14 protein-coding genes are annotated in these 14,620 nt (G+C 59.2%); all 14 read left to right on the plus strand.

Going from position 1 to position 14,620, the window contains the following annotated elements; genetic code table 11:
* Positions 1-20: 20 nt before the first annotated feature.
* The 14 genes from HMPREF9162_RS00530 (at position 21) to queD (ending at position 14,620) form a co-directional block, all read left to right on the plus strand.
* The gene (locus tag HMPREF9162_RS00530) at positions 21-1,304 is read left to right on the plus strand and encodes an ABC transporter permease (RefSeq protein WP_009438063.1); all 1,284 of its coding nucleotides are present in this window, start codon (positions 21-23) and stop codon (positions 1,302-1,304) included.
* 6 nt (positions 1,305-1,310) lie between these two features.
* Positions 1,311-2,441 carry an FtsX-like permease family protein gene (locus tag HMPREF9162_RS00535; RefSeq protein WP_009349979.1) on the plus strand — a complete coding sequence of 377 codons (1,131 nt, stop codon included), beginning with the start codon at positions 1,311-1,313 and terminating at the stop codon, positions 2,439-2,441.
* 16 nt (positions 2,442-2,457) lie between these two features.
* Entirely contained in the window at positions 2,458-3,117 is a 660-nt protein-coding gene (locus HMPREF9162_RS00540; protein WP_009438041.1) for an ABC transporter ATP-binding protein, read from the plus strand.
* A 4-nt stretch (positions 3,118-3,121) separates the two neighbouring features.
* The gene (locus HMPREF9162_RS00545; protein WP_026761483.1) at positions 3,122-3,589 is read left to right on the plus strand and encodes an FMN-binding protein; all 468 of its coding nucleotides are present in this window, start codon (positions 3,122-3,124) and stop codon (positions 3,587-3,589) included.
* A gap of 92 nt (positions 3,590-3,681) precedes the next feature.
* A complete protein-coding gene (gene pepD / locus HMPREF9162_RS00550; protein ID WP_037350002.1) occupies positions 3,682-5,127 on the plus strand; it encodes a beta-Ala-His dipeptidase in 1,446 nt (481 codons plus the stop codon).
* Positions 5,128-5,263: 136 nt separating this feature from the next.
* The gene (locus HMPREF9162_RS00555; protein WP_009349983.1) at positions 5,264-5,746 is read left to right on the plus strand and encodes a Fur family transcriptional regulator; all 483 of its coding nucleotides are present in this window, start codon (positions 5,264-5,266) and stop codon (positions 5,744-5,746) included.
* Positions 5,743-7,251 (plus strand): coproporphyrinogen dehydrogenase HemZ, encoded by a 1,509-nt coding sequence (gene hemZ, locus HMPREF9162_RS00560; RefSeq protein WP_009438126.1) that lies wholly within the window; start codon positions 5,743-5,745, stop codon positions 7,249-7,251. Before HMPREF9162_RS00555 ends, hemZ begins: the two co-directional genes overlap by 4 nt.
* Positions 7,245-8,510: a histidine--tRNA ligase gene (hisS, locus tag HMPREF9162_RS00565; protein ID WP_009438008.1), complete on the plus strand. Its 1,266-nt coding sequence runs from the start codon at positions 7,245-7,247 to the stop codon at positions 8,508-8,510. The genes hemZ and hisS overlap by 7 nt, the downstream gene beginning before the upstream one ends.
* A 1-nt stretch (position 8,511) precedes the next feature.
* On the plus strand, positions 8,512-10,320 hold the full coding sequence (gene aspS, locus HMPREF9162_RS00570; protein ID WP_009438095.1) for an aspartate--tRNA ligase: 1,809 nt from the start codon (positions 8,512-8,514) through the stop codon (positions 10,318-10,320).
* A 79-nt stretch (positions 10,321-10,399) separates the two neighbouring features.
* The gene (locus tag HMPREF9162_RS00575) at positions 10,400-11,125 is read left to right on the plus strand and encodes a WecB/TagA/CpsF family glycosyltransferase (RefSeq protein ID WP_009438012.1); all 726 of its coding nucleotides are present in this window, start codon (positions 10,400-10,402) and stop codon (positions 11,123-11,125) included.
* A 69-nt stretch (positions 11,126-11,194) separates the two neighbouring features.
* The gene (locus tag HMPREF9162_RS00580) at positions 11,195-11,827 is read left to right on the plus strand and encodes a phosphatidylserine decarboxylase (protein WP_009438026.1); all 633 of its coding nucleotides are present in this window, start codon (positions 11,195-11,197) and stop codon (positions 11,825-11,827) included.
* A complete protein-coding gene (gene pssA / locus HMPREF9162_RS00585) occupies positions 11,824-12,537 on the plus strand; it encodes a CDP-diacylglycerol--serine O-phosphatidyltransferase (protein WP_009349989.1) in 714 nt (237 codons plus the stop codon). The genes HMPREF9162_RS00580 and pssA overlap by 4 nt, the downstream gene beginning before the upstream one ends.
* A 6-nt stretch (positions 12,538-12,543) precedes the next feature.
* A complete protein-coding gene (locus HMPREF9162_RS00590) occupies positions 12,544-13,833 on the plus strand; it encodes a glycosyltransferase family 2 protein (RefSeq protein WP_009438022.1) in 1,290 nt (429 codons plus the stop codon).
* Positions 13,834-14,239: 406 nt separating this feature from the next.
* On the plus strand, positions 14,240-14,620 hold the full coding sequence (gene queD, locus HMPREF9162_RS00595; protein ID WP_009438040.1) for a 6-carboxytetrahydropterin synthase QueD: 381 nt from the start codon (positions 14,240-14,242) through the stop codon (positions 14,618-14,620).

A 14,620-nucleotide genomic window follows, 5' to 3' on the forward strand; every position in this document is an offset into this window, starting at 1 on the left:
GGCATGAGAGGAGGTAAGCCATGTTTTGGCAAATGGTAAAAGGAGCGCTGATCCGCCAGCGCGGGAGGTTTATCCTCATCGCACTGACGGTTGCGCTCGGTGTCTCGCTCGCAACCGCCATGCTGAACGTCATGTTTGACATCGGCGAGAAGGTGAACCAAGAATTGAAGGCGTTCGGCGCGAACATCATGGTGACGCCGCGCAACTCGATGGTGCTCAAGGATCTCTACGGTGTGGAGACGACGACAAGCACGCATCGCGAATACCTTGAGGAAGAAGATCTCGGCAATATCAAGACCATCTTTTGGACAAACAACATCGTTGCCTTTGCGCCGTCCCTGACGACGAGCATCACGCTTGCGGACGGGGAGAGGGAACAGCTCTTCGGCACATGGTTCGAGCACACGCTCACCCTGCCGACGGACGAGACCTACACGACGGGCGTGAAATTCATGAAGTCGTGGTGGCATATAGACGGCGACTGGGCGGACGACGCACAGCAGGACGAAGTGCTCGTCGGCGCAAAGCTCGCGCAGAAACTCGGCGTATCGGCGGGCAGTACGCTGTCCTATACGAAAGAGGACGGCACGGAGGGAACGCTCCGCGTCATGGGCGTCGTCTCGGGCGGCGGCAACGAGGAGAATCAAATTGTCGGTGCGCTCAGTCTCGCACAGAGCCTTGCCCATGCGGAGGGCAAGATCGACCAGGTCGAGGTCAGCGCGATGACGACGCCGGAGAATGATCTTGCGCGCAAGGCGGCGGAAAATCCGAAGTCGCTCTCGCAGGCGGAATACGATATCTGGTACTGCACCTCCTATGTCGGCTCGATTGCCTATCAGATCGAGGAGGTCATGCAGAATGCGGCGGCGCATCCCGTGCGCCAGATCGCGGAGTCCGAGGGCAAGATCCTCGACAAGACGCAGCTCCTTATGCTCCTCATCACCGTACTCTCACTGCTCTCATCGAGTCTCGGTGTCAGCAACCTCATCAGCGCGAACATCATGGAGCGCAGCCGTGAGCTGGGACTCCTCAAGGCGCTCGGGGCAACGAATATTGCCGTCGTACTTTCCGTGCTCGCAGAGATCTTCATCGCGGGTATCATCGGGGGTGTATTCGGCTACTTCGTGGGGCTGGGCTTTGCACAGCTCATCGGCGAGACGGTGTTCGGCTCCGGCATTGCCGTGAATCCGTATGTTGTGCCGCTCATCGCCGTCCTGATGTCGCTCGTGCTCATCATCGGCAGCGTGCCGGCGATCCGTATGCTGCTCTCACTTCATCCCGCAGAGGTTCTACATGGCAGGTGATATACAATGAATCGCTATAAGATGTTTTTTATCATGATCGCCAACTCCCTCCTGCGGCGCAAGGCACGCATGGCAATTGCCCTGCTCGCCGTCGCGATCGGAGCGACGATCATCTCGGGCATGATTACGGTATACAAAGAAGTACCGGAGCAGATGGGACGTGCGTTCCGCGCGTACGGCGCGAATATGCTCATCCTGCCGGGCGGAGATCAGCCGGTGATCCATGAAGATACGATTGCAAATGTCCGAAAGACCCTCTCGGACTATGAGATCGTCGGTATTACACCGTTCCTCTATGATACGCTTCTCGTCAATCATCAGACGGTGATGGCGGGCGGCACGGATTTTGCCGTTCTGCAGGAGGTCAGCCCCTATTGGCAGATTCGCGGTGACTGGCCGGCGCCGGGAGAAAAGGATATTTTGCTCGGCGCGGAGTTCGCACAGAAACTGCGTGTCTCGCCCGGCGATACCGTGACGGTATCGGGCGGCGAGGGGACGATTGTGAGCGATTACCGCGTCTCCGGCATCGTCCGCACGGGCGGCAACGAGGAGAACTTCGTTTTTGTCCCGCTGGGAGAACTGCAGAGCATTAAGAATCGTCCCGATGAGATCAGCCTCGCGCAGGTCTCCGTCGTCGCGGGGCAGGAGGATCTCGCACGCGCCGAGGCAAAGATTCGCGCCGACGTGCCGGGCGCCGAACCGCAGCTTGTCAAGCAGATCGCGCAGTCGCAGGACACAGTGCTCGGAAAGCTCCAAGCGCTCGTACTCATCGTGACGATCGTTGTGCTCGTGCTGACGCTCATCTGCGTGTCGACCACGATGATGGCAATCGTCACGGAGCGGCGCAAAGAGATCGGCCTTAAAAAGGCGCTCGGCGCAGACAACCGTCATATCGTGGCGGAGTTCTTCGGCGAGGGATGTCTCCTCGGCGCGCTCGGCGGCGTGCTCGGCTCGGGATTTGGGTACCTCTTCGCCGAGAGCGTCAGTGTAAATGTATTCGGGCGCGGCATCGAGTTTTCGGCAACGATTGTTGTCGTGGCATTGATCATGTCCATCTTCGTCACGGGCGTGGCGTCGCTCCTGCCCGTACGTATTGCGACGAATGTGGATCCCGCGATCATCCTGCGCGGCGAATGAGTTGGAGGAGGAAATAATGAGTCTGCTTGAACTAAGGCATGTATCAAAGGCCTACAATGAAAAATTCCTCGCGCTCGAGGATGTCAATCTGAAGGTCGAAAAGGGCGAATGGCTTGCCGTCATGGGCCCTTCCGGCTCAGGAAAGTCTACGCTGATGAACATCATCGGCTGCATGGACAGCGCGACGAGCGGCGAGGTGATCCTCGACGGCGAGGTGCTGACGGACGCGAGCCCCGAGGAACTCACGCGCTATCGCCGCGATAAGATCGGCATCGTTTTTCAGCAATTTCATATGATTCCCTACCTTACGGCGGTTGAAAATATCATGGTTGCGCAGTATTATCATAGTATGCCCGATCGCGACGAGGCGATGGCGGCACTCGAGCGCGTCGGACTTGCCGACCGTGCGAGCCATCTGCCGAGCCAGCTCTCGGGCGGCGAGCAGCAGCGTGTCTGCATTGCACGTGCGCTGATCAACTACCCCGTCCTCATTCTCGCGGACGAGCCGACGGGCAACCTTGACGAACAGAATCAGAAACTCGTCATGAAAATTTTCCACGAGCTGCATGACGAGGGGCATACGATTCTGACCGTTACGCACTCCGCTGAGGTCGGCGAGGAGGCGCAGCGCTGCGTTATCATCGAGCATGGTCATATGCGTGAAAGGACGGCGTGAGATGATGAAAAAGAAGTTGACATTGGGTATAGCATTTCTCTTGAGTGCGGGGCTCGTCGCAGCCGGCTGCGGCGATGATAAATCAGCACAGAAGGATGCCGGAAAAGAAGCACCCCAGGAAGCCGCACTCGATATGACGGGCGTTAAGGACGGCACGTTCTCGGCGGACAGTTCCGAAGCGAAGGTCGGTCACTCCCACGTCGAGCTGACCATTAAAGACGGCGCAATCACGAAGGTTGTTCATACCGGCATCGATAAGAACGGCAATGTGAAGGATGAGCACTACGGCGAGGGCAAGGAACCGGGCGCGCAGAAGAAGGCACAAAACGCCTATAAGGCAATCGGTTCCTACGCAAGCCAGCTCGAATCGAAAAAAGATCTTTCGAAGGTGGATGCCGTCGCGGGTGCGACCATCAGTTACGATCAGTTCAAGGAAGCGGTCGAAAAAGCCGTCGATGAGGCAAAAAAATAGTTTTTTAGCATGAATGGAGGCGGGCATACAAATATGTATGCCGCCTTTTTGCATTATGTTATTAAATCGCCCAAAGGGCGGGGAGGAGAGCTATGATGGATGATCAGAAACTAATGGAAGCCGTGATCGCAGAATTTGAGGCACTGACGCATATTCCGCGCCCTTCGGGACATGAGCGCGCCGTCAGTGATTATTTGAAGAAACGGTTCGGCGATCTCGGATGTGCGGTCACGCAGGATGCGCACAATAATATCGTCGCCGATCTGCCGGCGACGCCAGGGAAGGAACATGCGCCGCTGACGATCCTGCAGGGGCACATGGATATGGTCTGTGTCGCCGCACCCGGCGTTTTGTATGATCCCGTCCACGATCCCATCAAAATGGTGCGGACGGAGGAGTTTATCCGTGCGGAGGGAACGAGTCTCGGCGGTGATGACGGTATCGGCGTCGCGGAGATTATCGCTGCCTTTCAATATGCAGAGGAGCACGGACCGCTCCGCGCGATCGTCACCGTTGACGAGGAAGTCGGCATGACGGGGGCGCAGAAACTGGACGCGGCGCATCTTGCTGATGCGAAGTACCTCATCAACTGCGACTCCGAGGACTATCACATCATGACCGTCGGCAGTGCGGGCAGCGTCAACCTCGACTATGCGCGCAGCCTCACACGGCATGAGGAGGCCGGGACGGCGTACCGCATCGAGGTGCAGGGACTGCTTGGCGGGCATTCGGGCGAGCGCATCGGTGCGGGACGGGGCAACGCGATACGCACGCTCGCGCTTGCCCTGTGCCACATCCATGAACAAGGGCGCATCACTCTTGCGGATTTCCATGGCGGTGTTGCGCGCAATGCGATCCCCTCGACATCATATGCAGTTATCTATACGGCGATGAATGAACGGGAACTGGTCGATATTCTCGTGGAGGAAGAAAAGCGGTTCCACAGCATCTATGGCGCTGCCGATCCCAGCATGAAATTTGCCTTGACGCCTGTGCAGAACGCAGGAAAAGCGATTGGTGGACAGGAGATGCACGACCTGCTCGCACTGCTTACCGTCCTGCGCACAGGGGTCTATGAGATGTCGCGCCTGCACCCCGGGCTGGTTGAGACCTCGGCGAACCTCGGACTCGTCGAGATGGACGAATACGAGGTGCGCGTCGCGTATTTCCCACGCTCCTCGGTCAACGAGCAGCTGTCCGAAATTATTATGACAGCGCGCGCTGTGTCGGAGCTCACGGGCTTTAACCTCGTCATTGGCACACAGTCTCCTGCGTGGCGTGAGAACGCAGAGAGCGAGCTCGCAAAAATTATGGGCGCGGTCTATGCCGATCAGAACGGCGGCAAGGCAATGACGATCGAGAGCATCCATGCGGGGCTCGAGACGAGTTGGCACGCGGCGAAGAATCCTGCGCTCGACATGGTGTCCATCGGTGTTACGGCGCACGATATTCACACGCCAAACGAGCGCATCGAGGTCGCGGCGATCGTTCCTGAGGCCAAGCTCATCATGGAAACCTTGCGGCGTATCGCAAAGTGAACATTTCTGTAAAATATTCTTCATGAATGAATGAACACTATAGCAAAAGTGTCGCGTCTGTGCTATACTATTCTCAATGATTGTGATTATATGTTAGGAGCGCCATAGTGTCACCGGGACATGGAGGGGAAAGAATATGGCAGATACTTATACCATGGAGGATCTCAAAAAACGACTGCAGGCAACGCAGCGTAAGATGACGCCGCAGCGCCAGATCGTGCTGCAGGTCATCCTCGATCATCCGGGCGAGCATTTGAGCGCGGAGAAGATTTATGACCTTCTGCGCGGCACGGAATCCGAGATCGGGCTTGCGACGGTATATCGCAGCCTTGAGATCCTGGTATCACTCGGGATTCTTCAAAAAATTGAATTTGGCAAGGAATTTGACAAACGCAACAAGGGATCGTATTCATACGAGCTGAATCCTGTCGATCCGAACCAGCATTTTCATCATCATCTCATCTGTACGGAGTGCAAGGAAATCACGGAGTTCGAAGAGGATATGCTCGAGCATCTCGAGGAGGATATTTTCAAAAAGACGGGCTTTAAGGTCGAGAATCATCAGGCGAAGTTCTTCGGCATCTGCGGCAAGTGCCGGGAGAAGAAGAGCAAGGCGTGAGAGTAAGGACACTGACCGTAAACAGCCGCGCCGAAGTCGTCCGTAAAATCATCCGCGAGGTGCTGACACTTTTTCACATCGAGATTGTGGGCGCGGCGGGGACGGCGGACTACGCGCAGCTGTCGGTGGTGAACCGGGAACGGCGGGTGCAGCCGCCCGTCGTGACGACCGATGTTCTGCTCTTTTATGCGGACGGTACGAGTGAGACGCATTCGTATACGTCGCGGGGCAGCGCGGACGAGCAGGTGCGCGCCGCCGTGCACCGCGCAATCAAACGGAACTTTTATCAATTTGTCAGAGAATGCTTTCAAATGCCCCATGCTCCATGGGGTATTTTGCATGGGGTACGTCCGACCAAGATCGTACATCGGTGGATGCGCGGCGGAACGACTGCCGCAGCGGTCGTTCAAAGGCTGCAAGACGATTATTTTTGCAGCTTGGAGAAAGCGCAGCTCATCACGGAGGTCGCCGTGCGTCAGCAGCCGCTGCTCGCGCAGACGGACGCGCGGACGGTGAGCGTCTATGTCGGCATTCCGTTCTGCATCACGCGCTGTCTCTACTGCTCGTTCCCAGCGAATATCCTGCCGGGCGAGGAGAAGCTGCGCGGCTTTATGCGTGTGCTCGCGCGCGACATCGCCGCCGCCGCCGCGGACGTCGCCGCACTCGGGCTCACCGTGCAGAACATCTACGTCGGCGGGGGGACGCCGACGAGCCTGCCGAACGATTTTTTTGCCGAAATGCTCGAAATGGTATATAATGCCTTTTATGGATCTTCGATCGTGGAGTTCACGGTCGAGGCGGGGCGTCCCGACAGTATGAGCGCGGAGAAGATTTCCTGCATGAAGAAACATTGCGTGACGCGCGTCAGCGTGAACCCACAGTCCATGCAGGAGCGCACACTGCGCCGCATCGGGCGGCGGCATACGCCCGAGGAGGTCGTTCGTATGCTGCATGATCTGCGCGCGGCATACGAGGTGCATATCAACATGGACGTCATCCTGGGACTGCCGGGAGAGACGGCGGAGGACGTCGTCTCCACGATGGCGCAGGTGACGGCGCTCGCCCCCGACGACATCACGCTCCACGCGCTTGCAATTAAGCGCGGCTCGCAGCTGCGCCGCATGATGGAGGAGACGCATGTCGCGCTCCCCTCCGGCGAGGAGACGATGCGCATGAGCGCTGCCGCGACAGATGCCGTGCGCCGTGCGGGATACCGCCCGTACTATCTCTATCGGCAGGGATATATGAGCGGCGACCTTGAGAACGTCGGCTACGCGCGCCCCGGTGCGGAGAGCATGTACAACGTTCAGATCATGGAGGAACAGCAGACCATCATCGGCATCGGCGGCGCGGCGACGACGAAGGTCATCGGCGTGCGCGGCGACAGGATGCGCTCGGTATTCAATGCCAAGGATTTGACGACATATCTGCGGGACATCGACATTTATATTGAAAAGCGCCGCGCCCTCCTGCGCGACGAGTATGAGGAGGAACCTAGATGCTGACGAAAGCGCCGCGGGGGACAAAGGATATACTGCCCGGGGAAGTCGGCGCGTGGACGCATGTGGAACGCGTGATTCGCGGACTCTGCGATCGGTACGGATACAAGGAGATCCGCACGCCGCACTTTGAGCATACGGAGCTTTTTCAGCGCGGCATCGGCGACGGGACGGACGTCGTCGACAAGGAGATGTATACCTTTACCGACCGCGGCGACCGCAGTCTCACGCTGCGCCCCGAGAACACCGCTGCGGCGATCCGCGCCTATCTCGAGCACAAATTCTATGCGGACGGAGGACTCCAAAAACTCTTCTACATCGGATCAATGTTCCGCTATGACCGCCCGCAGGCTGGGCGGATGCGCGAATTTCACCAGTTCGGCGTCGAGGCGGTCGGTGAGGAGAGCCCCGCGGTGGATGCCGAGATCATCCTGCTCGCGCTGGACTTTCTCGAAGAACTCGGGCTAGAGGGGCTGACGCTGAAGCTGAACGCGGTCGGCTGTCCGAAATGCCGCCCCGCGTACCGCGAGCGATTACAGGCATATTTCAAAGAATATCTCGGAGAACTTTGTCACGACTGCCAAGACCGCTATACGCGCAGCCCTCTGCGCATCCTCGACTGCAAGGCGGACGCAGCGCAGCCGTTCATGGCGGGCGCACCCGCGATTACGGACTGTCTCTGCGCCGAATGTGCGGCGCACTTTGATGCGGTGCAGTCGTATCTGACGGCGGCGGGCGTCTCGTACACGCTCGACACGCGTCTCGTGCGCGGGCTCGACTACTACACACGGACGGCGTTCGAGATCGCCTATCCGCCGCTCGGTGCGCAGAGCGCCGTCGCGGGGGGCGGGCGCTATGACGGACTGGTCGAGGAACTTGGCGGGAGTCCGACGCCCGCCGTCGGATTTGCGGCGGGGATGGAGCGTGTCCTGCTCGCCCTCACGCAGCAGAATCTCCTCCCGGAGGAGCCGCCCGCGGCGGACGTATTCATCATCGCGCTCGGCGCTGCGGCGGGGGCGGCGGCATTCCCGCTGCTGCACGACCTGCGGCGCGGCGGCGTGCGCGCACTCATGGACTATGCGGGGCGCAGCATGAAGGCGCAGATGAAGCAGGCGAACAAGGCGGGCGCGCGCTATGCCGTCATCCTCGGCGAGGATGAGCTGCGGAGCGGCACGGCGGCGCTGCGCGATATGACGGAGAGCGCGCAGGAGACGATTCCTCTTGCAGATATGGTACAACGACTGATTTCTGAGGTGAAGGGCTGACATGGAAACAATGCAGGGATTAAAGAGAACACACGGCTGCGGCACGCTGCGCAAGGAGCACGTCGGCGGCGAGGTATCGCTGTGCGGCTGGGTATCGCGCCGCCGCGACCACGGCGGACTGATTTTCGTCGACATGCGCGACCGCTCGGGGCTCGTGCAGATCGTCTTTGACGAGGCGGTCATGGCGGGCGGCACATTTCATGATGCCGAGGCACTGCGCTCGGAGTTCGTCATTGCCGTGCGCGGCAACGTGCGCGCGCGCAGTGCGGACACGGTGAACCCAAACATGGAGACGGGCGAAGTCGAGATCGTCGTGAGCGAGCTGCGCATTCTCAACAAGGCAAAGACGCCGCCGTTCTACATTCAGGACGGCATCGACGTCGACGAGATGATACGTCTGCGCTACCGCTACCTCGACCTGCGCCGCCCCGAGATGCAGGCAAACATCATGCTGCGTCACCGCGTCGCAAAGATCATGCGCGACTTCTTCGACCGCAGCGGATTCCTCGAAATCGAGACGCCGATGCTCTGCAAGAGCACGCCCGAGGGCGCGCGCGACTTCCTCGTGCCGAGCCGTCTCAACGCGGGCGAGTTCTACGCACTGCCGCAGTCCCCGCAGATCTTTAAGCAGCTCCTCATGGTCTCCGGATTTGAGAAATACTTCCAGATCGTGCGCTGTTTCCGCGACGAGGATCTGCGCGCGGATCGTCAACCCGAATTTACCCAGCTCGATATCGAGATGTCGTTCATGGATCAGGAATCCATTCTCTCCCTGATGGAAGAGCTCGTCAAAGAAGTATTCGAAAAGACGCTTGGCGCGCACATCGAGACGCCGCTGCCGCGCATGTCGTGGGACGAGGCGATGGAGCGGTTCGGCTCGGACAAGCCCGATCTCCGCTTTGGCATGGAGCTCCGGGACATCACGGAGTACGTCGGCGGCTCGGAGTTCAAGGTGTTCAACGCCGTCATGGAAGCGGGCGGGCGCGTCAAGGTCATCAACGTCGAGGGCTACGCCAATATCCCGCGCCGCGAGCTCGACGGGCTCGTGACCTATGTGCAGAACTACGGGGCAAAGGGGCTCGCGTGGATTCAGTACACGGAGGAGGGTGTCAAGTCTCCGTTTAAGAAGTTCTACGCGGACGAGACGTTCGAGACCATCAAGAACGCCGTCGGCGCAAAGACGGGCGACCTCCTGCTCGTCGTCGCGGATCAGCCCGCCGTCGTCGCGCAGGCGCTCGGCGAACTCCGTCTCGAAATGGGACGCCGCCGCGGGCTTATCGACCCGGACGCGCTGTCCTTCCTGTGGGTCGTCGATTTCCCCATGTTCGAATACAGCGCGGAGGAAAAACGATACAAGGCGATGCATCATCCCTTCACCGCGCCGCGCGACGAGGACATCCCCATGCTCGCAACCGATCCCGGCAAGGTTAAGGCAAACGCGTACGACATGGTGCTCAACGGCGTCGAGATCGGCGGCGGCAGCCTGCGTATCTATCGGAGCGACTTGCAGGAGCAGGTCTTTGAGACGCTCGGGCTCAGCCCCGAGGAGGCGCGCGAGAAGTTCGGCTTCATGATGAACGCGTTCGAATACGGCACGCCGCCGCACGGCGGGCTCGCGTTCGGGCTCGACCGCCTCGTGATGCTCATGGCAAAGCGCCGTTCGATCCGCGACGTCATTCCGTTCCCCAAGACGCAGAGCGCGTCGGACGTCATGTGTCAGGCACCCTCGCCGGTGGACGAAAAGCAGCTCCGCGAGCTCTACATCCGCACCGCCGTTCCGAAGAAGAAGCAGGACGGCGCGGCGCAGTAACGGGAAATAGGGGAGAGCGTCTATGAAGGCGCTCTCTTTTCACGACATCGGGTCGTGATACGGGAGGAGGAAATGCCCATTGGCGGAGCGTGTGAATATTTTGGGCGTTGCGGTGGACGCCGTGACGATGCCGGAGGCGGTCGCCGCCGTCGAGTACTATATGGATGCGCGCGCGGGGGTGACGGTCGCGACGGCGAACGCGGAGATGATCATGCGCGCGACGAAGGATGCCGCCCTGCGGGACGTTCTCGCCGCGGCGGCGCTCGTCGTACCGGACGGCGCGGGGACAGTCTGGGCGGCACGCCACCTCGGGCACGCGATGCCAGAACGCGTCGCTGGCTACGACCTCGTGCAGGAGCTCTTGCGCCGCGCGCCTGCCGCACACCGCCGCATCTATTTCTTCGGCGCTGCGCCGGGCGTTGCGGAGAAGGCAAAGGCAAAGGCGGAGCAGCTATATCCCGGCATCAAGATCGTCGGCGTCCGCGACGGTTTCTTTTCGGCGGACATGAATGATGCGATTATTTCAGATATTCGCACCGCCCGCCCCGACCTCCTGCTCGTCGCCCTCGGCGTGCCAAAACAGGAGAAGTGGATCCACGAACATCTCGCGGCGCTCGGCGTTCCCGTCGCCATCGGCGTCGGCGGCACACTCGACGTTATGGCGGGCGTCATGAAGCGCGCGCCGCGCTGGATGCAAAAGGCAAAGCTCGAATGGCTCTTCCGCGGAATGCTCCAGCCGAAGCGTGCGGGCAGACTGCTCGCCCTGCCGAAATTCGTCCTGAAGGTACACGCCGCGCGAAAATGAGGGCGGCACTTGTGGACAAAGAATAGGCTTTCCATTATAATATGAGAGAATAAAAGGAGGCGCAGACGCATGGTCATTGTCAGCGAGGGCTATAAGTTCATTGGCGCGGCACTCGTGCTCGCGGCGATCCTCGGCGGATTTGCGCATCCCTACGCAGCCGTTCCGTTTGTGATACTCGCCTGCTACTTTGCATATTTTTTCCGCAGTCCCGCACGCGAGATCGTGCAGCACAGGGATCATATTCTCTCGCCTGCGGACGGCACGGTCACGGAGATTTGCCCCGTCCCAGCGGATGAATTTGTCGGCGAGCCGTGTAACAAGATCGTCATCTTCATGTCCGTGTTCAACGTGCATGTGAACCGCAGTCCGATCGACGGCGAGATTAAACTGCAGCGGTATTACTGCGGGCGATTCCGCCCCGCGTATAAGGACGAGGTCGGCTTTGAGAACGAGCATCATCTCATCGGCATCGACCGCGGCGATCTGCGCGTCACGGTGAAGCAGATCGCGGGCATCCTCGCGCGGCGCATCGTCTCGTGGGTGACGCTCGACGACAAGATGCAGCAGGGTGAAATCTACGGCATGATCCGGTTCGGTTCGTGTCTTGAGGTGGTCATGCCCGTGCGGGCAAAGGTGCTCGTGGAGAAAGGCGAAAAAGTACAGGGCGGGATCACCGTTCTGGGGAGGCTTGACGGCGAATGAATTACAGACGGTTCCTGCCGAATCTCTGTACGGCGATGAATTTGGTCTTTGGCATGTGTTCGATTCTCTCGACCGTGCAGGGACATCTCGATTGGGGCGCAATCTTTATCTTTTTGGCGCTCATCGCGGATGGACTGGACGGGCGGACAGCGCGCTTTTTCGGCGTCTCAAGCGAGTTCGGCAAGGAGATGGACTCGCTCTGCGACCTCGGCTCGTTCGGCATCGCGCCCGCGCTGCTCGCGTGGACGTTTGTGCTGCACAGCTATGGATCGCTTGGCGTCGCCGCAACGATCTTCTTTGCCATCTGCGGCATGTGGCGGCTCACGCGGTTCAACGTCAATGCCGCGGTCGTGCACGGCTATTTCATGGGGCTCGCGATTCCCGCGGGGGGCAACCTCGTCGGCATGACCGTGTGGCTGCTCCTCTCGCTCGGCATCGACCCGCGCGCGTTCGGCGCCGCCGCGCCGATCTTCGTCGCGGTCGTCGGTTATCTCATGGTCAGTCATATTCACTATCCCGATTTTAAGGGCGGCGGAGAAAAAATCTACCTCGGCGCGAAGCTCGCGGCGCTCGTCATTTTCGCGGGCATCATTTATCTTGGAAGCGCGGCGGCGCTGCCCGCCGTCTTTGCCGCGCTCTTTGCAACCTATGCGGTCTTTGGCATCGTCAACCACACGATTGCCGCCGTCATGCCGAAAAAGGAAGGCTGAAGCTGCATGACTGAGATTATTCACTCTCTCTCGCCGCTCCTGCCGGCACATCCCTTCGATATCGTCATGATACCGGTGCAGATTTTTATTCTGCTCTTTACCCTGTACTTCTTCTTCATCGGCTTTTGCTGCCTGTGGCGGCGCAAAGAGAAGAAGATCCTCACACCGGAAAAAAACTTTGCCGTCGTCGTCGCCGCGCACAACGAGGAAGCGGTCATCGGACAGCTCATCGAGAATCTAAAGCGGCTCGACTACCCCGACGAACTCTACGATATCTACGTCATCGCGGACAACTGCAGCGACGCGACTGCGCAGATTTCGGCGGATGCCGGCGCGATCGTCTGTGAGCGTACGCACCCGACGAAGAAGAGCAAAGGCTTTGCCCTTGAGTGGATGTTCGACCGCCTTTTCACCATGGATAAGGAATACGACGCCGTCGCCATATTTGACGCGGACAACCTCGTCCACCCGAACTTCCTCAAAGAGATGAACAACCGCCTCCTCAAGGGCGACAAGGTGATTCAGGGCTATCTCGACGCGAAGAATCCGTATGACACATGGGTCGCGGGGACGTTTGCCATCGCGTTCTGGGTCATCGACCACATCTCCCACCTTGCCAAGACGAACATCGGACTCTCCGCGTGTCTCGGCGGCACGGGCATGTGCATCACGACCGACGTGCTGAAACGCCACGGCTGGCGCGCGACCTGTCTCACCGAGGACATGGAGTTCACCATGAAGCTCCTCGCCGAGGGCATCAAGACCACATGGGCGCACGACGCCATCGTCTACGACGAGAAGCCGCTGACGTTCCGCCAAGCGTGGAACCAGCGCCGCCGCTGGGCGCAGGGGCAGTTCGACGTCGCGCATCGATTCATTCCGACCATGCTGCGCGAGGGATGGCGGCGCAGGGACATCCGCATTTGGGACGGGTGTCTCTACCTCCTGCAGCCGCACTTCCTCATGATCTCAACCTTGTTCATCATCATCAGCTATGTGCAGCTTGCATTCCCGCCCTTTTATACGAGCATTTATAAATTCCTCCCGTCCCAGCTCATGACCGTCATCATGATCGGGCAGTACGTCCTGCCGATGATCATCCTGATCAAAGTCCGCGCCAAACTCAAAGCGTGGTTCTACCTCCTGCTCTATCCCGTGTTCATCTACTCGTGGATCCCGATCATCTTCCTCGGGTTTATTCACAGGAACGAGCACGAGTGGAGTCATACCAAGCATACACGCGCGATGAGTATGGATGAGGTCGTGGGGGACGCGACGCGGGATTTTCGCGCCTAGAGGCGTGACAGCCGATCTTGGCGCCTAGCGTTGTTATTTCGGAGAATGCTTCGCTAGGAGTAGCTTTTTACTACGCCGTCGCTCGCATTCTCCTCATGCCTAGCTATGCATCCAAGCTTGACTGTCACTTACTGTACGGTTTTATGTTCTGGATTTTGGCGCATAGCTGTGTCACTGCGAAAAATCCTGCGCTCGTAGTAGTTTTTCTACGACTTCGCTTGGATTTTTCTAGTTCCTTGCTCTGCATCCAAACTTGCGCTTCACTTAGGCTGCGGCGATGTGATGCGGGATTTTCGCGCTTAGCTTCATCACTGCGAAAAATTCTGCGTCTGTATGCGTGGAATCATAGAGAGATAAAACATGGCTGCTGCTTCTATGCGGCAGTCTTTTCAGTAAAGGAGACTTTATGTACACACTGCGCGTTGAGGGCGCTTTTGAGGCGGCGCACCGGGTTGTCGATTATCCGGGGAAATGCGACCGCCTGCATGGTCATAATTGGGTGGTCGAGGCGGCGTTTCGCGGGACGCAGCTCGACGAGCTTGGAATGCTGATCGATTTTAAGATTGCAAAGAAGGCGCTTGCCGCCGTCTTGGACGACTACGATCACTACTATCTGAACGATATCCCGCCGTTCAGCGAGGGGCTGAACCCAACGGCGGAGAACCTCGCGCGCATCATCTATGAGCGGCTTGCCGCGCGCGAGGAGCTCGCGGGGACGGGCGCGGAGCTTGCGGCGCTGACCGTGTGGGAGTCGCCGAAGTCCTCCGTCACCTATACGAAGGACTGA

The sequence above is a fragment of the Selenomonas sp. oral taxon 137 str. F0430 genome, assembly GCF_000183625.1.
Lineage (GTDB): Bacteria > Bacillota > Negativicutes > Selenomonadales > Selenomonadaceae > Centipeda > Centipeda artemidis.

Coding starts and splice junctions, on each gene's coding strand:
- queD (WP_009438040.1), top strand. CDS start 14,240: ATGTACACACTGCGCGTTGAGGGCGCTTTTGAGGCGGCGCACCGGGTT.
- pssA (WP_009349989.1), top strand. CDS start 11,824: ATGAATTACAGACGGTTCCTGCCGAATCTCTGTACGGCGATGAATTTG.
- HMPREF9162_RS00530 (WP_009438063.1), top strand. CDS start 21: ATGTTTTGGCAAATGGTAAAAGGAGCGCTGATCCGCCAGCGCGGGAGG.
- HMPREF9162_RS00580 (WP_009438026.1), top strand. CDS start 11,195: ATGGTCATTGTCAGCGAGGGCTATAAGTTCATTGGCGCGGCACTCGTG.
- HMPREF9162_RS00555 (WP_009349983.1), top strand. CDS start 5,264: ATGGCAGATACTTATACCATGGAGGATCTCAAAAAACGACTGCAGGCA.
- pepD (WP_037350002.1), top strand. CDS start 3,682: ATGATGGATGATCAGAAACTAATGGAAGCCGTGATCGCAGAATTTGAG.
- HMPREF9162_RS00535 (WP_009349979.1), top strand. CDS start 1,311: ATGAATCGCTATAAGATGTTTTTTATCATGATCGCCAACTCCCTCCTG.
- HMPREF9162_RS00540 (WP_009438041.1), top strand. CDS start 2,458: ATGAGTCTGCTTGAACTAAGGCATGTATCAAAGGCCTACAATGAAAAA.
- HMPREF9162_RS00590 (WP_009438022.1), top strand. CDS start 12,544: ATGACTGAGATTATTCACTCTCTCTCGCCGCTCCTGCCGGCACATCCC.
- hisS (WP_009438008.1), top strand. CDS start 7,245: ATGCTGACGAAAGCGCCGCGGGGGACAAAGGATATACTGCCCGGGGAA.
- aspS (WP_009438095.1), top strand. CDS start 8,512: ATGGAAACAATGCAGGGATTAAAGAGAACACACGGCTGCGGCACGCTG.
- HMPREF9162_RS00545 (WP_026761483.1), top strand. CDS start 3,122: ATGAAAAAGAAGTTGACATTGGGTATAGCATTTCTCTTGAGTGCGGGG.